We start from the raw sequence: 23,970 nt of genomic DNA, 5'->3' as shown, positions 1-23,970 counted from the left end.
AAATGGGATTTCTTTCGCAATCAGGCTCGGACGAACCGGCCCTGGGGGAAACACGAGAGGCCGGCATGGGCCGGGCCTTCACGAGGAGGGATTGATGTCTGACCGTCGCATTCAGCGCTGGAGCACGGGTTGCTCGGCGCTCGCCCTGGCCTTCGCCGGCGTCCTGGCCGCCGGAGCCGCCAGCGCCCAGACCGCCACGTCGACAGCCGCCTCGCCGGACAACACTGTCGAGGAAGTGGTGGTCACGGGCTTCCGCGAAAGTCTCAAGAGCGCCCTCAACGTCAAGCGCCAGTCCTCGGGCGTGGTCGACGCCATCAAGGCCGAGGACATCGCCGACTTCCCCGACGCCAACCTGGCCGAATCGATCCAGCGGGTGCCCGGCGTGTCGATCACCCGCGTGGCCGGCGAGGGGCGCACGATCACCGTCCGCGGCCTGCCGCCGACCTTCACCCGGGTTCGCATCAACGGCATGGAGGCCCAGTCGACCAGCGGCGCCACCACCAGCGACCGCGGCGCCAACCTGGGCCGGGGCTTCGACTTCAACACCTTCGCCTCGGAGCTGTTCAGCGGCATCACGGTGCGCAAGACGGCCCAGGCCGAGGTGATCGAGGGCTCGCTGGGCGCGACCGTCGACCTGGAGACCGCCAAGCCGCTGGATCATCGCGGCCTGACCTTCGTGCTGGGCGCCTCGGCCGGATACAATGACCTGGCCAAGAGCGTCGATCCCAAGTTCACGGCGGTGGTCGGCAACAGCTGGGACACCCGCTGGGGCGAGTTCGGGGCCCAGGCCTCGCTGGCCTACAGCAAGCGTAAGTTCCTCGAGGACCAGTGGGGTTCGGGCGGCTGGAACCCGGCCACGGTCGACGGCGGCTTCTGCACCCCCGTCGGGGTCACGCCGCAGAACCCGGCCAACAACGCCACGAACGGCACGGACGCGGCCAACTGCGCCACCGGCGTGGTCCGACCGCCGGCCGGCGACCCGGTCTACGCCCAGGCCAACCGCTCGACCGTGTTCTTCCCGCGCCTGCCGCGCTATGGTCGCTTCCACCACAACCAGGAGCGCACCGGCGCCACCCTGGCCCTGCAGTGGAAGCCCACCTCGCGCACCTCGCTGACCTTCGACGCCCTCTATTCGGACTATGACGTCAAGCGCGAGGAGAATTGGCTGGAGGGCTTCTCGTTCGCCCGCGCCATCAGCCAGAACGGCAAGCCGCAGACCGCCGTGCGCGAGCTGATCCTGCGCAACGCCGGGACCAGCCACACCGCGGGCGTCAATCTGGGCCAGACCGTTTACGACGTCGATTATGCCCGCTTCGACGGGGTCGACATCCGCTCCGACACCCAGCACGACGAGTTCGAAAACGTCTTCCAGCAATATACCCTGGCCGGCACGCACGAGCTTACCGACCGCCTGAAGGTGACCGGGCTGGTCGGCTATTCGAAGTCGGACTACGACCAGCCGATGACCACGACGATCATGTTCCAGCGTCCCAACGCCGGCATGACCATCGACTTTCGCAACAACCGCGACCAGCCGATCATCAAGCACGATTTCGACGTGACCAACGCCGGGCTCTACAGCTTCGGCGCGCCGAACGCCGAGGTGCGGCTGCAGCAGATCTACACCACCAACATCTACAAGACCGCCGAGGTCAACCTGGCCTGGGCTTATGACGACGACCTGACGCTCAAGGTCGGCGGCCACTATGACGAGTTCTCGTTCGACACCTCAGCCAAGCAGCGGTCGAACAACTTCCTGGTCCCGACCCTGAGCACGGCCGAACTGCAGGCGGTGACCAAGGTGGTGTCGGGATTCGGCGGTCACGGCATCGACGACGGTGTGTTCCCCAGCAGCTGGGCGACGATCGACTACGACAAGTTCGTCGCCAGCCAGAACCTCTACAGCGAGACCGGGATGTACGCCCTGGTCCCCAACTATGGAGGCATCCGCCGCGTCGACGAGAAGGTGGCCTCGGCCTACTTCCAGGCCGACCTGAAGACCGTGATCGGCGGCCTGCCGGTGCGCGGCGACATCGGCTTCCGCTTCGCCCAGACCGAGCTGCAGTCGCGCGGCTACCAGATCGGGCTGACACCGCAGCGGGTGACGGCCGAGAACAAGTACCACGACGTCCTGCCGTCGTTTAACGTCGCGGTCGACGTGCGTGAGAACCTGGTCCTGCGCTTCTCCGGGGCCAAGGTGGTCTCGCGGCCGGATCTGGGCTTCCTGACCCCCGGCGGCAGCCTGAACCTGACGGGCACGCCGTCGATCACCTCGGGCAATCCGGATCTCGACCCGATCCGCGCCACGACGGCCGACCTCGGCGCGGAATGGTACTTCGCCCCGGGCGCGCTGCTGGGAGTCGGCGTCTTCTACAAGGACATCGCCACCTATGTTCAGAACCAGTCCCAGCAAATGACCTTCCGCCAGACCGGCCTGCCGATGTCGCTGCTGGGCACTTCGGGCGTCGATCCGGACAACACCCCCATCACCGTCACCAGGCCGGTCAACACCCCCGGCGGTCCGCTCAAGGGCTTTGAGATCAACTACCAGCAGAACTTCACGTTCCTGCCGGGTCTGCTGCGCCACACCGGCGCGCTGGTCAACTACACCTATGTCGACTCGCAGATCGACTACTTCCTGGCGGCCGGCGGCGTGACGACCAACGACCTGGTGGGCCTGTCCAAGCACGCCTACAACGCCACGCTGTTCTACGAGGACGAGAAGTTCAGCGCCCGGATCTCGGCCGCCTATCGCGACAAGTCGATCGTCGCCCTGCCGGCCAACAATCCGCTGCAAGACCTGGAAGGCTACGACAAGAACCTGACCTTCGACCTGGCGGCCTCCTACCAGATCAACGACAACTTCAAGCTCTCGCTGGAGGGGCTGAACATCTTCGACCGGTTCAATCGCCAGTTCATCGATTCCGACCGCGACAGCACGTTCGTCTACACCCACACCGGACGGCAGTGGAATCTGGGGCTGCAGTATAAGTTCTAGACCCAACGGGAAGGCCGGCCGCGACAGCAACGCGGCCGGCCGTCTCCTACTGCGGTTTGGCCTTCTCCAGCACCAGCAGGGACACGCCCTGCCGCGGGAGCTGGAAGCTCAGGGTCAGGCCGTCCTTGCCGCGCACCGGCGGCGGGCCGTCGATCGCGGCCAGGGCGCTGGCCTGCTCCAGGGCGTCGTACTGGGCCTTGCTGGGCGCCATGGGCGAGCCCATCCGCCGCCACGCCCCGTAGACATTGCCGTGGGTCTCGTCGACCCGGTAGTGGACCAGCCTGGCGCTGGCGAAGGCGCGAGGCAGGTTCTTGAGCGTCAGACGGACGTCGGCGGCCGGGCCCGGCACGTCGTCGTCGTGATAGTTCCAGACCATGATCGCCAGGCGATCGGGGCCCTGGCTGGCCAGGGTTCCGACATCGGGACGTCCGCGCACGCCGCTGGCGACGATCTCGTCCAGCGGGATCTGTCCCGAGCTGGCCGCCTGAAGCCGATCGGGGCCCATCAGGCTGAACATCCGGAACACGTTCAGCACCGCCAGGTCCAGGCCGTTGCTCGACAGCTGGCGGAAGCCGGCGAAATAGGGCTGGTCCTCGAATTCGAACGCCCAGGTCAGGGCCCCGTCCAGGGTCACGCCCCGTCGCGCCGCCAGGTCGTGCACCCGGGCGAAGCTGGCGGCGGTGTAGCTGGAATAGACCGTGCCGTTGCGATAGCCGAAGCTGGGACCCTGACAGGCGGCGCAGCCTTCCGGATCGGACTCGCCGATCACGATGGGCTTGTCCTTCAGGGCCGGCCGCGCGGCGATCATCGAAAAGCCCTTGTCGATGCCGGCCAGCTGGGTGGCGATGCCCATGCGGATGTGGCCGTCGACAAAGGTGGGCGAGCCCTTGGCGTGGAAGGCCAGGAAGTCGGTCGGCGTGCCCTTCTGGCCGGTCGCGTAGTTGGTCCCGTCGGTCAGGTGTGTGAGGAAGTCCTCCATGAACTGGCCGCCGCTGCCGGCCACGTCCGGTCCGCCGACCCGGGCGGTGGGCAGGGCCCGCCGGACGCCGGCGACGGCGTAGTCGTGCAGCTTGTGGAACTCCTGCGGCGTGCCTTTCCAGTAGGCGGGGCCGTTGGGTTCGTTCCAGACCTCGAAATACCAGGTCTCGACCTCGGCCTGGCCGTAGCGTTCGACGCAGTGGCGGACCCACTGGTAGGCCAGCTCGGACCACTTGTCGTAGTCCTTGGGCGGATAGCCCCAGCCGCCGCTGATCAGGTTGTAGTCGAAGCCCGGCCGCCAGGCGTGCTGGTAGGGCTCGGGATGGGTCGAGAGCGCCTGAGGCATGAAGCCGATCTGGACATAGGGCCGCACGCCGTTGGCCAGGTAGGTGTCGAACAGATGGTCCAGGATGGTCCAGTCATAGACCGGCCGCCCCTGGGCGTCCTCGGTGTAGACGTTGGTGCTGCCCCATTTCAGGGCTGGCGTTCCGTCGCCGGTGTTCAGCAGGTTGTGGGTGCGGAAATAGACGTTCCTGGGCTTCAGCGCGCCCAGGTGGCCCAGCAGCTTGCGGCCGTCCTTCATGGTCGCGTAGTTCGGCTCGTCGGCGCCGAAAAACCGCCAGATCGGCCGAAGTTCGCCGACCGGCTTGGCCGCGTCGACGGTGATCGAGACCGGGATGTCGGCGGGCGGCGCCTGGGCCAGGGCTGACGATCCCGCGAGCCAGAAGGCAGCGAACAAGCCCGCGCCGACACCGTTCCGCATGACGTCATCCCCAATCGTCAGCGCTGCTGCGCGCCGTTGAGCCATGGGTAACATGGATCGCGGAACGGGCCAGACGAATTGTAGGACAATAGCACTGCGAGCGGCGGGACGCCCCGGTGCGTCCCGCCGCTCTCGGCTTAGGCCTTCACGGCTTGCCGCCCGGCGCGCACCGCCGCGGCCAGGTCGTCGAGCATTCGCACCGAGGTGTCCCAGTCGACGCAGGCGTCGGTGACCGACTGGCCGTAGGTGAGGGGGCGACCCGGGACGATATCCTGGCGGCCGGCGACCAGGTTGCTCTCGATCATCACCCCCATGATTGGCGCGTGTCCGGTCGCGACCTGGGCGCAGAGGTCGGCCACGACGGCCGGCTGGTTCTCGTGGTTCTTGCCGCTGTTGGCGTGGCTGGCGTCGACCATGATCCGCGGCGGCAGGCCGGCCTTGACCAGGGCCTGCGCCACCGCCGCGACGCTGGCGGCGTCGTAGTTGGGCGTCTTGCCGCCGCGCAGCACCACATGGCTGTCGGCGTTGCCGGTGGTGGTGGCGATGGCGGCGCGACCCTCCTTGGTCACCGCCAGGAAGTGGTGCGGCTGGGCGGCGGCCAGCACCGCGTCGATGGCCACCTTGACGTCGCCATTGGTGCCGTTCTTGAAGCCGACCGGGCAGGAAAGGCCCGAGGCCATCTCGCGGTGAATCTGGCTTTCGGTGGTGCGCGCGCCGATCGCGCCCCAGGCCACCAGGTCGGCGATGTACTGCGGGGTGGTGACGTCGAGGAACTCGCAGGCCGCCGGCAAGCCCTGGGCGCTGACGTCCAGCAGCACCCGCCGCGCCAGCCGCAGGCCCTCGTTGATCCGGAAGCCGCCGTCCAGGTCGGGGTCGTTGATCAGCCCCTTCCAGCCGACCGTGGTGCGCGGCTTCTCGAAATAGACCCGCATGACCACTTCCAGCTCGCCGGCGTGGCGTTCGCGCTCGACGGCCAGGCGGCGGGCGTAGTCCAGGGCGGCCTTGGGGTCGTGGATCGAACACGGCCCGATCACCACCACCAGGCGGTCATCGCGGCCATGCAGGATCTGGTGCACCGCGTGGCGGGCGTCGCCGACGACCTCGGCGATCGACGAGGTGGCCGGGGCCTCGCCGATCACCTGAGCAGGCGGACTGAGAGTCTGGAGTTTCTGGATCCGCAGATCGTCGGTGGGGACGGGGATCGAGGCGAGATGGGCGGCGGTCGAGGCGGGCATGGCGTACTCCGGGAAATTGGCGGGTCCGGAGCGGCCATCAAAAAAGCCGCCCGGGGGACCCCTGGCGGCTGGTGAAGACATTCGGCGGCGCTGAATTCAGGCCGAACGATCCCCTCCCAACGCCAGAGGCGTCGGATAGCTAAAGTACCAAAACAGCTGTTGGCTGGCGGCGAGGATCATGGGGCCACCCTAGAGCCAAGTTCGCCGCCTGTCACGCCCCTACCGCGCGAGAGCGCAAGGGAACTTCCACGCGGGGCGATATCGATGTCTGGGGAAATGGTCGGGACCCAAAGCCAAGTCGCTTTGGGTCCCGATGGTGCCGCCGGGCAGGATTGAACTGCCGACCTCAGCCTTACCAAGGATGCGCTCTACCACTGAGCTACGGCGGCGAAGAGGAGGGGGCGTATAGCGAACCAAACGCCGTTGGCAAAGACAAAATCGTCTTGACCGATCGTCGCGGCGCTTTCACCTGTGGAAAGATGAGCCAGAACCCCAAGCCCCACAACGAAAAAGCCGAGCGCGAAGCGCGGCTGGCCCAGGCGCTGCGCACCAATCTTCGCCGCAGGAAAGCCGCGCCCGCCGTCGCGGCCAAGCCGGAATCACCCCGTTCGGACGACGGAACCCGATCCGACTGAGCAGCAGCCTTGAGGAATCCGTGCAGCCCCTTGCGCGGGCCCTTGCAACCGGTAGAACCGCCTCTTCACATGTGACCGCGCGGCGACATCCCCGACGGGCCGCGCGACGAGGGACTTCATTTGGATCGCATCGCCATCACCGGCGGCGCGCAGCTGAACGGGATCATCCCGGTGAGCGGCGCCAAGAACTCGGCCATCAAGCTGATGGCGGCCAGCCTGCTGACCGACCAGCCGCTGCGCCTGACCAACATGCCGCGCCTGGCCGACACCCGGTTCCTGGGCAAGCTGCTGACGCGCCTGGGCGCGCAGGTCGACGAGCGCGAAGGGCCGGACGGCTCGGAGACGGTGCTGCACGCGCCGGAGATCACCAGCGGCTTCGCGCCCTATGACCTGGTCCGCCAGATGCGGGCCTCGTTCAACGTGCTGGGCCCGCTGATCGCCCGCACCGGCCAGGCCAAGGTCAGCCTGCCCGGCGGCTGCACGATCGGCGCGCGGCCCGTGGACCTGCACCTGCAGGCCCTGGAGGCCCTGGGCGCCAAGATCGACCTGCACGAGGGCTATGTCTACGCCCAGGCCCCGCGTGGGCTGAAGGGGGCGGAGATCGAATTCCCGTTCGTCTCGGTCGGCGCCACCGAGCACGCCATGCTGGCCGCGGTGCTGGCCGACGGCGTCACGGTGATCAGGAACGCCGCCTGCGAGCCCGAACTTCTGGACCTGCAGATCTGCCTGAACGCCATGGGCGCCAAGGTGGAAGGTGCGGGGACCCCGACCATCACCATCACCGGCGTGGCCAAGCTGCACGGCGCGACCCATTCGGTGATCCCCGACCGGATCGAGATGGGCACCTACGCCGTGGCCGCGGCCATGGCCGGCGGCGAGGTCCAACTGACCCGGGCCCGGCCCGAGCTGATCGACAGCCTGCTGGTCAAGCTGGAGGAGGCCGGCTGCGGCGTCGTCCGCACCGAAGACGGCGTGGTGATCCGGCGGAACGGCCAGCGCCTGGAGGCCGTCAATGTCGAGACCCAGCCCTATCCGGGCTTCGCCACCGACCTGCAGGCCCAGTTCATGGCCCTGATGACCACGGCCAAGGGCGAGAGCCACATCCGCGAGACCATCTTCGAGAACCGCTTCATGCACGCGCCGGAGCTGCGGCGCCTGGGCGCCGACATCTCGGTGTCGGGCGGCGAGGCCCGGGTGCGCGGCGTCGAACGGCTGGAAGGCGCCGAGGTCATGGCCACCGACCTGCGCGCCTCGGTCAGCCTGGTGATCGCCGGCCTGGTCGCGCGCGGCGAGACCACCGTCAGCCGCATCTATCACCTGGACCGCGGCTTCGAGCGGCTAGAAGAGAAGCTGGGCGCCTGTGGGGCCCAGGTGCGCCGCATCAAGGGCGACGGCGAGGGCGACCTGGATGGCTGACCTGGCCCCCCTGAAGCTGCTGGCCCAGGACGCCGATGACCTGGCGGTGATCTCGGCCGCCCTGCAGGACGCCGTGGCCAAGATCGGCGACATCCGCTGGGACGCCTCGGCCCGCACCCTGACCCTGGCCTGCAACCGCTTCCGCTGGGAAGCGGGCGGCCAGAAGGGAAGCAAGAAGGGCGAGAGGGTCCGCTCGGCCCTGCAACTGGGCGACGTCACCGGCGTCCAGGCCCGCAAGCTGCGTCGCGACGCCAAGGGCGCGGTGGTCGAGTTGCTGTCGGTGGCCTTCGAGCCGGCCGAGGCGCCGGGCGGCGCGGTGCTGCTGACCTTCGCCGGCGGCGGCGACCTGAAGGTCACCGTCGACTGCCTGGACGTGATCCTGGCCGATGTCTCCGAAGCCTGGGCCACCCCGCGCCGACCGGGGCACGCGGACTAGGGACGCCGAAAGCCGCCCCACCCAGATCGGCGGGCGGAGCATGGAAGCGTTCCATCGACGCCGGAACTGACGCACGATGGCTTGTCTCAAGCTGCGGAAGGCCGACGACCATGGTCCAGCAACACACGAGCCGGCGATCCTCGCACCCCTGGATCGATACGGTCTGGCAGACGATCTGCCTCAGTGACGGCGTGTATCTGGCCACGCCCGACGGCTCGTGGGACCTGATCCGCAGCATCGCGCCGGACGGCGGATCCATGGTGTTCCTGAGCGGGCAGGCGACCGAACCCGTCGAGGTTCCGTATCGCGACGGCGAGAGCTCGATCGTCATCTCGTTCTCCGCCCATGTCTATCTCGCCCAGGACCGGGAGCCGCGGGTCGGTCCCGAAATCCGGATGCTGCCGGTGCTCGGCGAGACGTTCGTGCTGGACGGGGTGGAGTTGCCGTTGCCGACCTTCGAGAACGTCGAGCCCTTGGTCGACGCGATGATCGCAGCCGGCCTGCTTGCGTCCAACGACCTGGTGGCCCGGGCGTTCAGCGAGGCCCCGAAGGCCGCCTCGGCGCGCTCGGTGCAGCAGCATTTCAAGCAGACCACGGGAATCACCCAGAAGAGCTTCCAGATGATCCGCCGGGCCCAGGAAGCCGTGCGACGGCTGAAGGCTGGCGAAGCGCCGGCCGGGGTAGCGGTCGACCTGGGCTATGCGGACCAGCCGCACATGATCAAGTCGATCAAGAAGATCATGGGCGCTCTGCCTTCCAACCTCGACGCGGTCCACAAGATCTGACCGCTGGGCGCGGGCGCGCCCGGCGGCCGTCACGCGACCCTCCTAAGCCAGCAGGGCTGCGAAGCTCTTGAGATCCTGGACGTAGAACCGGGGATCTTCCCAGGCCGCAAAGTGGCCGACACCTTCCATGTCGTGGAACTGCACGACATTGCCGGCGGTCTGGCGGTCGGCCCATTCGCGGGGCAGGCGCACGCCGCCGGGGATCGGCGCCTCGGTGGCCACCGCGACCGGAACCTTGGTGTTCCGGCCCTTGACCGTCGGGGGCTGCAGGGCGTTGGCGTTGTAGAGCCGGAACGAGGACGCCGCCGTCTCCGTCAGCCAGTAGATCATGATGTTGGTCAGAAGCTCGTCGCGGCCAAAACGGGCGTCCGCCCCGTCCCCGACGCCCATGCCGGCCATGAAGCTCATGATCCAGGCGGCCAGTCCGACCGGCGAGTCGTTCATGGCGAACGCCAGGCTTTGCGGCTTGGTCGCCTGCACCAGGTTGAACGCGCCGTGGGCGAAGAACCATTGCTGGATGGCGCCGGCATAGGCCTGCTCGGACCCGCTGAGGATGCTGAAGTCGGTGGTCTGGTCGGGATAGCCGACGTCGGTGACGTGGACGCCGATCACCTTTTCCGGATGGCGCTGGGTCAGCGACATGGCGATGACCGAGCCCAGGTCGCCGCCGGCGGCGATGAAGCGTTCATATCCCAGCACCTCCCCCATGAGCTGGGCGAAGAGGTCGGCGGTCTTGTCGGCCGAGAGCGCCGTGCGGCCCGAGAAGCCCGTTCCAGGGATGGAGGGCGCGACGACGTGGAAGTCCTCGGCCAGGGCGTCGATCACCTTGTGATAGCGGTAGAAGCTATCGGGCCAGCCGTGCAGCAGGAGCAGCGCGGGAGCGTCGGGCTTCCTGGACGGCTTGTGGACGAAGTGCAGGTCGATCTGGTCGATCTGGACCTTGTAGTTCGGCAGGGCGTTCAGGCGGGCCTCGGCACGGCGCCAGTCGTACTGGTTCAGCCAGTAGTCGGTCAGCGACTTCATGTAGCCGAGGTCGGTCCCGAACATCCAGGCCGCGTCGGCTGGCTCGTCCGGCCAGCGGGTGTGGCGCAGGCGCGATTTCAGGTCGGCCAGCTGGTCGTCCGGGACGGCGATCGTGAAGGGCGTCGGCTGTTGCATGGCGCGGCTTTCCTTTGAACGTGCGGGTTGGCTGACAAGGCCGCTCAGGAGGCTCGCCGCGAGGATGGTCTTGCCAAATTCGCGCCGGTTCATGGTCTGGCTCCTTGTCTTGATTGACGAGGATCAGGCTATCGGCACGGCCTTGGCGCGAATTGTAAGAAAGCGAAAATCGCCCTGGGCGGCGGCCAGGGGGTGTACGGACGACGGCTTCGTGCCGCGCCGCTAGCCAGGCGCGGCCTCGACGCGCTCTGGGCGCGGGCGAGGCGGCTTGCCCTGGGGATCTCGTGCATTTTTGCTGGCCACGGCGCGGCATCGCGGCTAACGGCCGGGGATGATCGAACCTCATCCCACCGGCGGCTACATCCTGGAAGAGCTGGCCGTCGGCATGGTCGCCGAAAAGCGGGTCGCCGTCACCGAAGGGCGCATCGGCCAGTTCGCCGAGGCTTCGGACGACTTCAATCCCGTGCACATGGACGAGGCCTTCGCCTCCAAGACCGCCTATCGCGGCCGTATCGCGCATGGCCTGTTGTCGGCCTCGTTCGGCTCGGCGGTGGTCGGCACCATCCTGCCGGGCGCCGGCGCGATCTACCTGACCCAGAGCCTGGCCTTCCACCGGCCGGTGCGGATCGGCGACGTCGTGACGGCCCGGGTCACCGTCTCGGCCATCGACGAGGCCAGCGCGCGGGTCACCCTGCGCTGCGAAGGCCTGGTCGGCGACGACCTGATCATGGACGGCGAGGCCGTCGTCCGCGTCCCTCGTCGACGCCGGTCCGCCAAGGCCTGACGGACGCCGATCAGGCGCGGCGCGTCCTGACCGCCAGCCAGATCGCCGAAACCAGGAAGTAGAAGGCTCCGAACGCCGCATAGGGGGCGATCGTCGCGATCGACGGCGTCACCGGTCCGGCCGCCTGCTTGAGGAAGAAGGCGCCGGCCAGGGCCGACTGGGCGCCGCTCAGGACCATCGCCCACTGGGCGCCGTAACTGCACCACCGCCGCACCCCGGTCGCCAGTTGCAGTAGACCAGCCAGAACGGCCCAGACGCCGAACACCGCCAAGACGGCGTGCATGCCGCCGTGCAGGGCCAGCAGCACCGCCAGGGCGGTGACGGCGCTGACCGCCAGGTTCAGCGCCTGGGAAGGGTTGGCCCGCAAGCCGCCGTTGGCCTGGGCGTCGCGGGCGTTGGCGAGCGCGTCCCAGGCCGGATACAGCACCAGCAGGACGGCGGCGACGGCGGCATGGCTCCTCCCCGCGGTGAAGGCCGCGGCGACCCACGCGGCGGCGACGCCGGCCCGCACGAAGTAATAGCGCGTCAGTGCGCCGGCGTTGGAGGAGGCGGCGAAATCCTGGGTCATGATGGTCCCTTAAATGTTGATAACGACATTATATGTCGCGACATTTAATGTCGTTAGTCTGAGCGACGGGTTCGTGTCCAGCGATAAAGCTGTCGCGACATATATTTTCGCTCTAAAGATTGATCCGACAGGAGGCCGCCGTGTCTGATCCCGCCTACGTGCCCACGCTCGATGAACAGCTGTGCTTCTCGCTCTACGGAGCCAGCATGGCGATCAACCGCGCCTACAAGCCGCTGCTCGACGCGCTGGAGATCACCTATCCGCAGTATCTGGTGCTCGGCGCCCTCTGGGAGAGCGACGGGCTGAGCGTCGGCGCGATCGCCGAGCGCCTGGGGCTGGACTCCAGCAACATCACGCCGCTGGTCAAGCGCATGGAGGCCGGCGGACTGGTCTCGCGCCAGCGCAATCCCGCCGACGAACGCCAGGTGGTGGTCAGCCTGACGCCGCTGGGCCGCGACATGCAGGTCCGCAGCGCTTGCCTGGGCCAGACCCTGTTCGCCGCCGCCAATCTCAGCGTCGAGAAGCTGGTCCAGCTTAACAAGGACGTTCAGGCCTTCCGGGATTCGGTCTCGCGGTTCGTGGCCGACCAGCCGAGGTCCTGAGGCGGCTTCACGGCGGCGCGCGCCGGCTCTACCGTCGGCGCCTGTCGCATCCGCCGGAGGCCCGATGACTGAAGAGACGTCCCCCAAGCGCCTGCCGATCCGCTGGCTGACCCTGGCCGAGATCGTGGCGGTGGCGGCGCTGGTGATCACCGGCCTCAGTTTCTGGGACAGTCACCGCGAGCGGGTCCGCGAGGATCGCGAACGCGCGGCGGCGGCGAGCGAGCGCCAGGCCCAGGCCCAGGCGGCGGCTCGCAAGATGACCTTCGTCATGACCGGCCAGCGCGAGGACGGCGGGGCCCGGGTGCGCCTGACCTCGGTCAATGAGGGCCAGGTGATCCAGACCCAGACCGTCTGGTTCCCGGCCGCGCTGCGCAGCGACAGCGTCGAGACCACCGGCAATCCGCGCCTGGAGGCCGAATGGATCGAGGGCGGCCTGCGCAAGCACGCGGGCAAGGCCCAGACCGGCCGCGTGCCGGTCGGGGTGCTGACCGTGTTCATCGAGGACGGCCAGACCAAGACCGACCGGGCGATCTATCAGCTGGGCTACAGCATCCATCCCCGGACCCTGCGGGCCGACAAGGTCGAACTGGAGGGACTGTCCCTGGCTCAGCGCGCCGTCTCGGGCGACCTGCAGGCGGCGGCCGGAAACCTATGGTCGGCGCGGTGACGGTCGTGGCGGGATCTCCGCCGCGTCCCGCGATCATGGTTAATGCGCCCTTAACCCTGTTCGCGCCTTGTGCTCCGGTGTTTCAGGCCTGTCGCGATTCGTAATGTCGCGGCGATCCAGTCGAGGGCGTCATGGTCGGCAGCGTTACGAACGGCTATGCAGCGAACCCCTATCTGACCACCACCGCGGCCCCGACGACCCCGACGACCGCGACTGCGGGCGACGCCTCTAGCGCCGCCGCCAAGACCAGCGGCTCCAGCGTCACCGTCACCCTGTCGCCTCAGGCCCAGGCCGCGCTGGCCGCCCAGACCGACAACCGCACCACCGACCAGGTCGTGGCCTCTGCTCGCACCGCGCTGGACAAGCTGCTGGCGGGGGCCAAGGCGACCAGCGCCCTGAAGGACGGCAAGGCGACGATCGACGTCTCCGGCCTGGACCGCCGCAGCCTCTACGCCATCGCCAGCAACAAGGGCGGCAAGTTCCCGATCGAGGAGCAGGTGGTCGCCTCGCTGCAGCTGAAGGCCAACCGCGACGCGGCCCTGTCCGCCCCGGCCTCGGCCATGCGGGTGACCGGCGACTATGCGGGGCTCTACAAGGCGGCCCTGGCCAACCTCGAGGCCGCGGGGCCTGAGGAGAAGGCCGCCGGGCAATGGGCCAAGGACAAGGCCGCCCTGACCGAAGGCCTCAAGCAGGCGCAGGCCAAGCCCGGCGTAGCCCCCAGCGGCATCGACGACGACCCCGCCGCGGCCTATCTCAAGGACGTCGGCGGGGTGGTGGCCAACCCCCGCACCCGCGACATCGGCAAGGTGGCCTCGGACGTCCGCTCGGTGCTCGACAAGCAGTACGCCGCGGCGACCAGGGACGGCATGGCGACCGGCCCTGACGGCGGCCAGATCGACTTCTCCAAGTTCGACGACCGCTCGCTGGCCGCGGTCGCCCTGAACAAGGGCGACCAGTTCTCCGGGCACGAGGTGGCCCAGGCCGCCGCCGAGGTGAAGGCCCGCAACCGCGACAGCGTCTCCAGCGCTTACAAGAACACGCAAGGCTCCGACGCCTCGGCCTTCGGCAAGAGCCTGATCACCCATTACGCGGCCATGAGCGACGAGGAGCGCCAGGCGGCGGGCTGGACCCCGGCGCTCTACGACAAGATGGTCCAACTGCAGAACCTCTCCGACAAGCTGGCCTCGCTGTTCAACAGCGACGGCAGCGTCAATACGGGCGGGACCAGCCTGCTCGACTATCTGAGCTAGGGTTCGACCGCGGTTGAGGGAAGGCGGAGCGAGGGGCTAAGACGGATCCAACGCCTTCGCGAACACGGAACCCGCCTTCCATGCCCTCGTTCAAGTTCACCGCCCGCGCCGCCCTGCTGGCGCTCCTGCTCTGCGGAGCCGCGATGCCCGTTCTGGCCCAGACCCAGCCGCCGCTCCCCGCGATCCTGGCCACGCCTGAAGCTCGCGACATCCACTCCTACGCCCAGCCCCTGGTGGCGCGCGTCACCCATATCGACCTGGACCTGACCGCCGACTTCGCCGGCCAGAAGATGACGGGGACGGCCGCCCTCGACATCGCCGCCGCGCCGGACGCGAAGGCGGTGGTGCTCGACAGCAAGGGTCTGGTGATCCACGGCGTCACCGACGACAAGGGCGCGGCCCTGCCGTGGGCCCTGGGCAAGGCCGACCCGATCCTGGGCGCGCCGCTGACGGTCACGCTCAATGGGGCCCGCCGCATCGTCGTCCGCTACGACAGCGCCCCCGGCGGCGCGGCCCTGCAATGGCTCACCCCGGCCCAGACGGCGGGCAAGAAGAAGCCCTACCTGTTCAGCCAGGGCGAGGCGATCCTCAACCGCACCTGGATCCCCACCCAGGACAGCCCCGGGATCCGCCAGACCTGGACCGCCCGCATCGTCGCGCCCGAGGGCCTGAAGGCGGTGATGAGCGCCGAGATGCTGACCCCGGACGGCGAACCCGCGCCCGGCGGCGGCCGAGCCTACCGGTTCCGGATGGACAAGCCGGTCGCCTCCTACCTGATCGCCATCGCCGTCGGCGACATCGCCTTCACGCCCCTGGGCCAGCGGACCGGCGTCTATACCGAGCCGTCGGTGATGAAGAAGACCGCCAACGAGCTGCTCGACGTCGAGAAGATGGTCGAGGCGGCCGAGAGCCTCTACGGCCCCTACGCCTGGGGTCGCTACGACCTGCTGGTGCTGCCGCCCTCATTCCCGTTCGGCGGCATGGAGAACCCGCGCCTGACCTTCGCCACGCCCACGATCATCGCCGGCGACCGTTCGCTGGTCAGCCTGGTGGCCCACGAGCTGGCCCACTCGTGGTCGGGCAATCTGGTCAACAACGCCACCTGGTCGGACTTCTGGCTGAACGAGGGCTTCACCGTCTATTTCGAGAACCGGATCATGGAGAAGCTGTACGGCAAGGCGCGCGCCGACATGCTGGCGGACCTGGGCTGGAGCGATCTGCAGGCCGCGATCAGGGACGCCGGCGGCCCCACGGGCGCCGACACCCGGCTGCACCTGGACCTGGCCGGCCGTGATCCCGACGACGGCATGACCGACATCGCCTACGAGAAGGGCGCGACCTTCCTGCGCACCATCGAGAAGGCGGTCGGCCGCGAACGCTGGGACGCCTACCTCAAGGACTACTTCGCCCGTCACGCCTTCCAGAGCCAGACCACGGCGGGCTTCGTCGCCGACCTGCGGGCCAACCTGATCAAGGGCGACTCCAAGCTGGAAGCGGCCATCGGCGTCGACAAGTGGGTCTATGACGTGGGCCTGCCGGACAACGCCGTGCACATCAAGTCGGCGGCCTTTCCGGCGGTGGACGCCCTGGCCGCCGCCTACGCCGAGGGCGGGCCGGCTCCCGCCGCCAAGTGGAAGGCCTGGAGCACGCCCGAGCGCACGCGCTTCGTCGCCAGCCTGCCGCGCGCGCTGACGAAGGAGCGCCTGGCCACGCTCGACAAGGCCTTCGGCCTGTCGGCCCAGGGCAATAGCGAGATCCGCTTCGCCTGGCTGGAGCTGGCCGTGGCCAATCGCTACGACCCCGCCGTGCCGTCGCTGGAAGCCTTCCTGACCGACCAGGGTCGCCGCAAGTTCGTCGCGCCGCTCTTCAAGGACCTGATGGGAGAGGGCGACTGGGGCCAGCCGATCGCCAAGCGCCTCTACGCCAGGACCCGGCCGCTGTACCACGCGGTCACGCGCCAGACCGTCGACGGGATCGTGAAGTAGAGCTTCAAACCCCCAGCCCTAGAGCGCTGTCATCCGGACAAGCGCTGCGCGCTTCCCGGATGACAGTCTTTGGGGGAAAAGGTGTCGCTGGCCGGTGAGGCGCACTTTTCCCGTGACGCCCGTCGCACCCTGACTCATGCTCCGCCCACGACGCGATCGCGGGGGCGACATGGATCACGACCAAGCCGGCAACACGCTGTGGAATCCGGATCTGGCGCCGACCGCGCCGGCCCAGCGCACCTGGCGCTGGTGGCACTTCGCGGCCCTGTGGCTGGGCATGGTCATCGCCGTGCCGGGCTACATGCTGGCCGGCGGGCTGATCGACCAGGGCCTGTCGGCCGGTCAAGCGGTGTGGGCCGTGCTGCTGGGCAACCTGATCGTCCTGGTCCCGATGCTGCTGATCGGCCACGCCGGGGCGCGCTGGGGCGTGCCCTATGCGGTGCTGGCCCGAGCCGCGTTCGGCTGGCGCGGGGCCCGGCTCCCGGCCCTGGCCCGGGCGATCGTGGCCTGCGGCTGGTACGGCATCCAGACCTGGATCGGCGGCGGAGCGCTGCTGACCCTGCTGGGCGTGATGGTCGGCAAGAGCCTGGTCGGGCCGATGGTTCCGGGGCTGGGGATCGGCGTCGGCCAACTGCTGGCCTTCGCCGCCTTCTGGGCGATGCAGCTGCTGTTCGTCACCAAGGGCCTGGAGGCGGTGCGCAAGCTCGAGACCTGGACCGCGCCGGTCAAGATCGTGGTCTGCGGCCTGCTGGTCTGGTGGGCGCTGAACAAGGCCGGCGGCCTGGGGCCGATCCTGCACGCGCCCAGCGCTTATGACCCCGGCGGCGCCAAGGCCGGCCGGTTCTGGCGCGACTACGGGCCGATCGTCACCGCCATGAGCGGCTACTGGGGCACCCTGGCCCTGAACATTCCCGACTTCACCCGCTTCGCCCGCAGCCAGAAAGACCAGATCGTCGGCCAGGTCGCCGGCCTGCCGGGCCCGATGGCCCTGATGGCGACCCTGAGCGTGATCACCACCTCGGCGACGGTGCTGATCTTCGGCAAGGCGATCTGGGACCCGGTGGCCCTGGCCGGAAACATCGGCGGCGTCGGCGTGCTGGTCGGTCTGCTGATCATCAGCCTCGACACCGTCTCCTGCAACATCGCCGCCAATCTGGTCGGGCCGGCCTATGACTTCTCGACGCTGTGGCCCAGCCGGATCAGCTACCGGACCGGCGGCTACATCACCGCCGCCCTGGGCGCGCTGATCATGCCGTGGAAGCTGCTGGAGAGCACGCAGGGCTACATCTTCGTCTGGCTCACCGGCTACGGCGCCCTGCTGGGGCCGGTGGCCGGGATCCTGATCGCCGACTACTGGCTGCTGCGCCGCGCCCGCCTGGACGTCGGGGCGCTGTACGACCGCGCGGGATGCTATACCTACCTCAAGGGCTGGAACCCGGCGGCCGTGGCGGCCTTCGCCGTCGGCGTCGCCCCCAGCCTGCCGGGCTTCCTGAAGGCGGCCGGCCTGCCGGCGGCGGCGGGGATCGGCGCGCCCTGGACGGGACTCTACGACTATGCCTGGTTTGTGGGCGCAGGGATCGCGGCGGCGGTCTATGCGGCGGCGATGAAGGCCGGCGGCGAGGGGCGAGCCTAGGCGGCGGAACAGGACGCGTCCGCTGACGTTTCCGAGGCGGTTGCGACGCTTTCCCGCATTGGTCAAGGATGCGACTTCGGCGACCGTCCCCGTACGTTCCAGGAGATCGACCGTATGGCATTGCCGCGTGACCAGGCCCCGCATGTCCTTCTGGCGGATGTGGATGGCGTCAGCGCCAGGGTCGCGCTGGTTGAACGGGGAAGCCTGCCCACGGCGATGACGACGACGCCCTGCGTCAACCAGGATCAGCTGATCGACCTGCTGGCGGCGGCGGGCTCCGCATGCGAGGGGCTGATCCTTGGCGCGGCCATCGCCGCCCCAGGCCCATGCCTCGACGGCGTGATCCAGCTGACCCATTCTCCCATGCGCCTGGAAGCCGAGGTGATCGCCGAGCGGCTGGCCCTGCACCGCCTGCACCTGGTCAACAACTTCACGGCCCGGGCCCTGGCCGTGCCGCTGCTCGAGCCCGACGCGATGGAGCCGATCGGCGGCGGGGTCCCGCATCGTGACGCGCCCGCCGCCGCCATCGGACCGTCCGCGGCCGGCCTGGGCATGTCGATCCTCAACCCGGACGGCTTTGTCGGCTGGATGGCCGCCGCCGCCGAGGGCGGGCACGCCGACCTGGCCGCCGCCACCGACCGGGAAGCCGACGTCATCCGCGTGCTGCGCGGCCTGCACGGTCACGTCTCGGCCGAGCATGTGCTGTCGGGCGAGGGCGTGCTCGACGTCGCCCTGGCCGTGTCGACCCTGGCCGGGAAGCCCGAGCGTCCCGCCGACCTGGGCGTGCTGCTGGCCGCCGCCCGCGGCGGCGACGCCCAGGCCCGCGAGGTCTTCGCCCTGGTCTCCGGATGGCTGGGAGCGGTGGCGGGCAACCTGGTCCTGACCGCCGGTGCGCGCAGTGGGATCTACGTTATCAGCGCCACGGTGCTGTCGTGGGGCGAGATGCTCGACCGCGCGCTGGTCCGCGAGCGTTTCGAGGCCAAGGGCCGAATGGCCGCCTATCTCCGCGACGTGCCGTTCTACCTGGTCAACGCGCCGAACTGCGGCCTGCTGGGCCTGACGACCCTGTTCAACTAGGCGGGCGCAAGGGCCTTGTCGATCTGTTCCCGTCACATCCGCCGGCAAGGGGCTGATATTGCTGCGCTAAAACTTTATGCCCCTCACCCTGTCCGGGCGCCCGTATCCTGGTCTCACCTCGACGCATGGAAAGGGCGCATGGCCAGCGACCGATGCGGCGGCGGGGGGCGATCGAGCGGGACTGGGCTGGAGGGGGTTACTCCAGCGTGTCCGGGGCCTTCCATCGTTGGGAAGCCCGCCCGCCGTCGGCGTCGAACGGGGACAAAGCGCGTGATTTGCCCATAGGCCCGCGCCCCTGGCGTCTGGTTTCTCCCGAAAGGGATCGAGACCGGGTCCGGCTAAGCCTCAATAGGGCTGCCCACCGGACGCTGGCGAAAACGAGCGCGCGGAGCGATCGGCTTCGTCGAAACGGTACACATACTCAAACACACCGGACGGTGTCCGGCGCTCCGCGTCCGTTTCCATAGCCTCAGCCAAAAGCGTGAGGATGAGAGACCGTGCCCGTGAAAGACCCCCTCAGTCGGCGGAGTTTATCCTGCGGCCGGCCAGAGGCCGGTCCGGAGGGCCGACAGCTCCCCCGGAGGGGGAGCCGCTCGTACAGCGTGGCTCCTCCCCCTCTGGGCAGGGCTATCGCATATGGCTCAGGAGTGAGGCGAGGAAGGTGTCGTCCCATCCTGCGCGTTTGATCTTGGTCTTGATAGATCCCTTGTCGGGATGCTGTCGCAAGGCGTTGAGAGCCATTTTGCGGATGATGGCGAGGTTTTGCGGGGCGTTGTCCTTGCGGCTGCGCGAGGCGTCTTCGAGCAGGGCCACGTCGAGCACCCAATGCAGCTGGTTCTCGATGGTCCAGTGGGTGCGGGCGACCTGCAGCATCTTCTGGGCCGACAGGGGGGTGGACAGCAGGAAGAAGCGGACGATGACCGGCTCGGGCGTCCCTGCGCGCTTGCAATGGGTCTCCACGCGGGCGACGGCGGCCAGGCCGGGAAAGTCCAGGTCGTCATCCTGGGTGGCGACGACCAGAGCCGCGCGGCCTTCCATCCGGTCATGGGCCTTTGCGGGGCCCTGGATGGCCTCGCCGGCCGGATCGGCGGCCTCGATGAGCGCCTGGGCCTTGGCCAGCAAGGTCGGCTGGTTGGCCTTCAAGGCCAGGACGTAGTCGGCGCCGACATCCAGTATGGCCTGGGCGGTGTCGGCTCGGCAGTGCAGGGCGTCGGCAGTGACGATGCAGCCGTCCAGGCTCAGCAGGGCCAGGGCCTGCTGCGCGCCCAGCACCTCGTTGCGGCCCGGCGCCAGTCGCTGGCCGATCACCAGCCTGGTCTCGGCGGCCCAGACATTGACCAGATGCAGGGGTGAACTCTTGCAGCCGCGTTCGTAAGCCCCGCGCAAGGCCTTGCCATCGATCGCCACCACCCCTTCCAGCGCGCCGGCGAAGCTGGCGGTGAATTTGGCGAAGGCCGCTTCGAACGGCTCGGGCGACAGCCGGCGAAACACCCGGCTGAAGGTGTCGTGACTTGGCGCACCGTGCTCCAGCTTCACCACCTGGCGCAGGAAATCCAGCTTGGCCCGCGCGAAGGCGGCCATGTCGGTGCAGTCCTCCGCCCCGCACAGCACCGCCGCCAGCGCCACGAACATCAGCTCCAGCAGGTCATGCCGGCTATTCCTCGACCGTGGATCTTCCACCGCCGAAAAGCACGATGCGAACGTCTCCATCCCAGCGCTCCCTCACAAAAGGAGACACCGTCAGAATCCTGTTCGACCCGAAAATCCATATGCGATTCCCCTGCCCCTCTGGGGGAGGTGGCCCGAAGGGCCGGAGGGGGCAGGGCAGCGCGGCGCTTCCGTTTCCTAGCCTCACCTTCTATATCCAACCGCTCCTCGACTCCCCCGGAAGACCCATGGCCCGCATCCTGATCACCTCCGCCCTGCCGTACATCAACGGCATCAAGCACCTGGGCAATCTGGCGGGATCGATGCTGCCGGCCGACGTCTATGCCCGCTTCCAGCGCGCCCGGGGGAACGACACCCTCTATATCTGCGCCACCGACGAGCACGGCACCCCGGCCGAGCTGGCCGCCGCCGCCGCCGGCCAGGACGTGGCCACCTACTGCGCCGAGCAGCACGTGCTGCAGCACGATGTCGGCCGGGCGTTCGGCCTGTCATGGGACCATTTCGGCCGTTCGTCCTCGCCGCAGAACCATCGCCTGACCCAGCACTTCTGCGAGGTGCTGGAGGACCGCGGCCTGATTGAGGAGCGCGTCGACCAGATGGTCTATTCCATCGACGACAAGCGCTTCCTGCCCGACCGCTACATCGAGGGCACGTGCCCGCACTGCGGCTTCGAAAAGGCGCGCGGCGACCAGTGCGACAACTGCGGCAACCTGCTGGACCCGACCGAGCTGAAGAACCCCTATTCGGTGATCTCCGGCTCGCGGAACCTGGAGGTGCGCGACACCCGCCACCTCTACCTGCTGCAGACGAAGATGGCCGACAGGATCCGGACCTGGGTCGATGGCCACGCCGACTGGCCGCTGCTGGCCCGGTCGATCGCCTATAAGCACCTGGACGAAGGCCTGATCGACCGGGGCATCACCCGCGACCTCAGCTGGGGCGTGCCGGTGACGAAGGGCGAGTTCCCGCGCCCGGGCTTCGAGGACAAGGTCTTCTACGTCTGGTTCGACGCGCCGATCGAATACATCGCCGCCACCCAGGAATGGGCGGAAGCCGGCGCCGGGCGTGACTGGACGTCCTGGTGGCGCACCGACGAGGGCGCGGACGACGTCCGCTACGTCCAGTTCATGGGCAAGGACAACGTCGCCTTCCACACGGTCAGCTTCCCGGCCACCATCCTCGGCTCGGAAGAGCCTTGGAAGAGCGTCGACATGCTCAAGGCCTTCAACTGGCTCAACTGGTACGGCGGCAAGTTCTCGACCAGCAACAAGCGCGGCGTGTTCATGGACGCCGCCCTGGAGATCCTGCCGCCGGATCTCTGGCGCTGGTACCTGACCTCGAACGCGCCCGAGAGCAGCGACACCGCCTTCACCTGGGAGCAGTTCGCCAGCGCCGTGAACCGCGACCTGGCCGACGTGCTGGGCAACTTCGTCAACCGCATCCTGAAGTTCACCGAGAGCAAGTTCGACGGCGTGATCCCCGACGGCGGCGCCCCCGGCCCGCTGGAGGAGAAGCTCTACGCCGACGTCGCCGCGCGCCTGGCCGACCTGACCGAGCAGATGGACGCCATCGAGGTGCGCAAGAGCGCCCAGGCCCTGCGCGCCCTGTGGGTGGTCGGCAACGAGTACCTGCAGGAGGCCGCGCCCTGGACGGCGATCAAGACCGACCGCGACCGCGCCGCCGTGATCGTCCGCACCGCCCTGAACCTGGCGGCGCTGTACGCCCGCATCTCCGCCCCGTTCATCCCGTTCGCCGCCGAGAAGATCGCCGAGGCGTTCTCGTTGTCGTGGCCGCCGGCCTGGCCGACCACCGACGCCGCCGCCGAGCTATCCAGCCTGCCGGCCGGCCTGACAGTCCGCGCGCCCGAGGTGTTGTTCAAGAAGATCGAGGACGAACAGATCGCCGAATGGACCGCGCGCTTCGGCGGGGCGGAGTAGGGAAGGACAGGGGAGGGAGCATTCGTGAGGTTCTCCCCCCGCTTCACCTCCGCCCAGGCCCGCCTGGGCCTGTTCTATGTCGTCTCCTATCTCGGCACCGGCGTCAGCCTGCCGTACATCGCCACCTATTTCCGCTCGCGCGGCCTGACCGGGGCCGAGATCGGGGTGATCCTGGCCGCGCCGCTGCTGGCCAGGCCCTTCCTGGGGCCGGGCCTGGCGGTGTGGGCCGACGGCTTCACCCTGCGCCGCACGCCCCTGGCCCTGCTGGCCCTGGGCGCGGCGGCCGGCTATCTCGCCATGGCGTTCACCTCGGGCTTCTGGGGGCTGCTGGTCTGCTGGCTGGTGGGCATGACCTGCCTGACCACCCTGACGCCGCTGATCGACGTGATCACCCTGCGGCGCTCGCGCGTGGACGGCTTCAACTACGGCGTACCGCGCGGCGCGGGCTCGGCGGCCTTCATCGTCGCCAACCTGGCCATGGGGGCGATCCTGGCGGTGGCCGCGCCCGGCCTCATCGCCGCCTGGATCACCACGGCGGCGATCGGCGTGGCCGTGGTCTCGATCCTGGTCCTGCCGCCCGATCGCGTGCAAGAGGCTGGAACCCCCCCGCTCGGCCGCGCCGAGCGTTGGAAAGGCCTGGGCGGCCTGCTGCGCGACCGGGCCTTCGTGCTGGCGGTGGCTACCGCGGGCCTGATCCAGGGCGCGCACGCCTTCTATTACGGCTTCTCGGCCCTGCTCTGGCGCAAGCAGGGGATCACCGATCCGATGATCGGCGTGCTGTGGGGCGTCGGGGTGGCGGTCGAGGTCGGCTTCATGTGGTTCGCCGAGCCGTGGCGCCGCAAGATGGGGCCGGAGAAGCTGCTGGTGCTGGGCGGCGGCGCGGCCCTGCTGCGCTGGACCGCCTACGCCTTCGCCCCGCCGTTATGGCTGCTGTTCCCGCTGCAGGCCCTGCACGCCCTGACCTTCGCGGCCAGCTTCATGGCCTCGCTGCGGCTGATCGAGCGGCTGGCCCCGCCGGGCAGCGCCTCGGCGGCCCAGGCGATCAACTCGGCCCTGTCGGCCGGCTTGATGCTGGGCGTCGGCACCCTGGCTTCGGGCCCGCTGTTCGACGCCTTCGGGACCCGGGGCTATCTGGTCATGGCGGCGATGGGCGGGCTGGGACTGGTTGGGGCGCTAAACCTTTTGAAGCGGACGCGCTGAGTGGTCGTCCTCGTCCTTCGACAAGCTCAGGATGAGGACGACTTCAACGGCGGCGAATTGGAAATCCTCATCCTGAGCCTGTCGAAGGACGAGGATTTCACCGCCTCAGATCTCGTAATCGATCTCGCCTTCGAGCCATGCGACGATGCGCTGTGCGGCCTGGACGGGGTCGAGCTTGGTGGTGTCGATGCGCAG

General features: G+C 68.8%; 20 protein-coding genes and 1 tRNA gene. 15 read left to right on the top strand and 6 right to left on the bottom strand.

The annotated features are described in order from the left end of the window. The first annotated feature begins 94 nt into the window (after positions 1-94). Positions 95-2,998, top strand: coding sequence for a TonB-dependent receptor (locus EV278_RS10180; protein WP_132090293.1), 2,904 nt, complete (start codon positions 95-97; stop codon positions 2,996-2,998). 46 nt (positions 2,999-3,044) lie between these two features. Here the strand turns inward: EV278_RS10180 and EV278_RS10175 are convergent, their stop codons facing one another. The 3 genes from EV278_RS10175 to EV278_RS10160 form a co-directional block, all read right to left on the bottom strand. Then, entirely contained in the window at positions 3,045-4,739 is a 1,695-nt protein-coding gene (locus EV278_RS10175) for a beta-xylosidase (protein WP_132090288.1), read from the bottom strand. 137 nt (positions 4,740-4,876) lie between these two features. Then, positions 4,877-5,974: a 3-deoxy-7-phosphoheptulonate synthase gene (locus EV278_RS10170; protein ID WP_132090285.1), complete on the bottom strand. Its 1,098-nt coding sequence runs from the start codon at positions 5,972-5,974 to the stop codon at positions 4,877-4,879. Between the two features lie 314 nt (positions 5,975-6,288). Beyond that, positions 6,289-6,363: transfer RNA gene (locus EV278_RS10160), tRNA-Thr, on the bottom strand. A 54-nt stretch (positions 6,364-6,417) separates the two neighbouring features. Between EV278_RS10160 and EV278_RS23975 the strand changes: the two genes are divergently transcribed. The 4 genes from EV278_RS23975 (at position 6,418) to EV278_RS10145 (ending at position 9,246) form a co-directional block, all read left to right on the top strand. After that, complete coding sequence (locus tag EV278_RS23975; protein WP_165916596.1) at positions 6,418-6,609, top strand: hypothetical protein; 192 nt, start codon at positions 6,418-6,420, stop codon at positions 6,607-6,609. 120 nt (positions 6,610-6,729) lie between these two features. Then, positions 6,730-8,025, top strand: coding sequence for a UDP-N-acetylglucosamine 1-carboxyvinyltransferase (gene murA, locus EV278_RS10155; protein ID WP_132090282.1), 1,296 nt, complete (start codon positions 6,730-6,732; stop codon positions 8,023-8,025). After that, on the top strand, positions 8,018-8,461 hold the full coding sequence (locus EV278_RS10150; RefSeq protein ID WP_132090279.1) for a DUF2948 family protein: 444 nt from the start codon (positions 8,018-8,020) through the stop codon (positions 8,459-8,461). The genes murA and EV278_RS10150 overlap by 8 nt, the downstream gene beginning before the upstream one ends. A 110-nt stretch (positions 8,462-8,571) precedes the next feature. After that, the gene (locus tag EV278_RS10145; protein ID WP_132090276.1) at positions 8,572-9,246 is read left to right on the top strand and encodes a helix-turn-helix domain-containing protein; all 675 of its coding nucleotides are present in this window, start codon (positions 8,572-8,574) and stop codon (positions 9,244-9,246) included. 42 nt (positions 9,247-9,288) lie between these two features. On the opposite strand, the gene EV278_RS10140 is transcribed toward EV278_RS10145, so the two are convergent. Further along, positions 9,289-10,404 (bottom strand): epoxide hydrolase family protein, encoded by a 1,116-nt coding sequence (locus EV278_RS10140; protein WP_243692150.1) that lies wholly within the window; start codon positions 10,402-10,404, stop codon positions 9,289-9,291. Positions 10,405-10,735: 331 nt separating this feature from the next. Here EV278_RS10140 and EV278_RS10135 point away from each other — a divergent pair, with 331 nt between their 5' ends. Further along, positions 10,736-11,188, top strand: a complete 453-nt coding sequence (locus tag EV278_RS10135) for a MaoC family dehydratase (RefSeq protein ID WP_132090270.1) — start codon at positions 10,736-10,738, stop codon at positions 11,186-11,188. A gap of 10 nt (positions 11,189-11,198) precedes the next feature. Here the strand turns inward: EV278_RS10135 and EV278_RS10130 are convergent, their stop codons facing one another. Continuing rightward, positions 11,199-11,756: a DUF308 domain-containing protein gene (locus EV278_RS10130; RefSeq protein ID WP_132090267.1), complete on the bottom strand. Its 558-nt coding sequence runs from the start codon at positions 11,754-11,756 to the stop codon at positions 11,199-11,201. A 140-nt stretch (positions 11,757-11,896) separates the two neighbouring features. Between EV278_RS10130 and EV278_RS10125 the strand changes: the two genes are divergently transcribed. The 6 genes from EV278_RS10125 to EV278_RS10100 all read left to right on the top strand — a co-directional run bounded on the left by EV278_RS10125 (position 11,897) and on the right by EV278_RS10100 (position 18,970). Continuing rightward, on the top strand, positions 11,897-12,358 hold the full coding sequence (locus EV278_RS10125) for a MarR family transcriptional regulator (protein WP_132090264.1): 462 nt from the start codon (positions 11,897-11,899) through the stop codon (positions 12,356-12,358). Positions 12,359-12,422: 64 nt separating this feature from the next. Continuing rightward, a complete protein-coding gene (locus EV278_RS10120; protein ID WP_132090261.1) occupies positions 12,423-13,025 on the top strand; it encodes a hypothetical protein in 603 nt (200 codons plus the stop codon). A 131-nt stretch (positions 13,026-13,156) separates the two neighbouring features. Beyond that, positions 13,157-14,275, top strand: coding sequence for a hypothetical protein (locus EV278_RS10115; protein ID WP_132090258.1), 1,119 nt, complete (start codon positions 13,157-13,159; stop codon positions 14,273-14,275). An 80-nt stretch (positions 14,276-14,355) separates the two neighbouring features. After that, complete coding sequence (locus EV278_RS10110; RefSeq protein ID WP_132090255.1) at positions 14,356-16,260, top strand: M1 family metallopeptidase; 1,905 nt, start codon at positions 14,356-14,358, stop codon at positions 16,258-16,260. Between the two features lie 169 nt (positions 16,261-16,429). Further along, complete coding sequence (locus EV278_RS10105) at positions 16,430-17,893, top strand: NCS1 family nucleobase:cation symporter-1 (RefSeq protein ID WP_132090252.1); 1,464 nt, start codon at positions 16,430-16,432, stop codon at positions 17,891-17,893. Between the two features lie 114 nt (positions 17,894-18,007). After that, complete coding sequence (locus tag EV278_RS10100) at positions 18,008-18,970, top strand: glucokinase (protein WP_132090249.1); 963 nt, start codon at positions 18,008-18,010, stop codon at positions 18,968-18,970. Positions 18,971-19,597: 627 nt separating this feature from the next. On the opposite strand, the gene EV278_RS10095 is transcribed toward EV278_RS10100, so the two are convergent. Continuing rightward, positions 19,598-20,680, bottom strand: a complete 1,083-nt coding sequence (locus tag EV278_RS10095) for an ISAs1 family transposase (RefSeq protein ID WP_132090246.1) — start codon at positions 20,678-20,680, stop codon at positions 19,598-19,600. A 185-nt stretch (positions 20,681-20,865) separates the two neighbouring features. On the opposite strand from EV278_RS10095, the gene metG reads away from it, so the two are divergent. The 3 genes from metG to EV278_RS10080 form a co-directional block, all read left to right on the top strand. After that, the gene (gene metG, locus EV278_RS10090; protein WP_132090243.1) at positions 20,866-22,575 is read left to right on the top strand and encodes a methionine--tRNA ligase; all 1,710 of its coding nucleotides are present in this window, start codon (positions 20,866-20,868) and stop codon (positions 22,573-22,575) included. A 24-nt stretch (positions 22,576-22,599) separates the two neighbouring features. Continuing rightward, positions 22,600-23,775, top strand: coding sequence for an MFS transporter (locus EV278_RS10085; protein ID WP_132090240.1), 1,176 nt, complete (start codon positions 22,600-22,602; stop codon positions 23,773-23,775). Then, on the top strand, positions 23,776-23,970 hold a 195-nt coding region (locus EV278_RS10080), incomplete at its 3' end, for a hypothetical protein (protein ID WP_132090237.1).

The sequence above is a fragment of the Caulobacter sp. BK020 genome (assembly GCF_004342605.1).
Taxonomy (GTDB): domain Bacteria; phylum Pseudomonadota; class Alphaproteobacteria; order Caulobacterales; family Caulobacteraceae; genus Caulobacter.
This window is presented reverse-complemented; position numbering and strand designations above follow the sequence as displayed.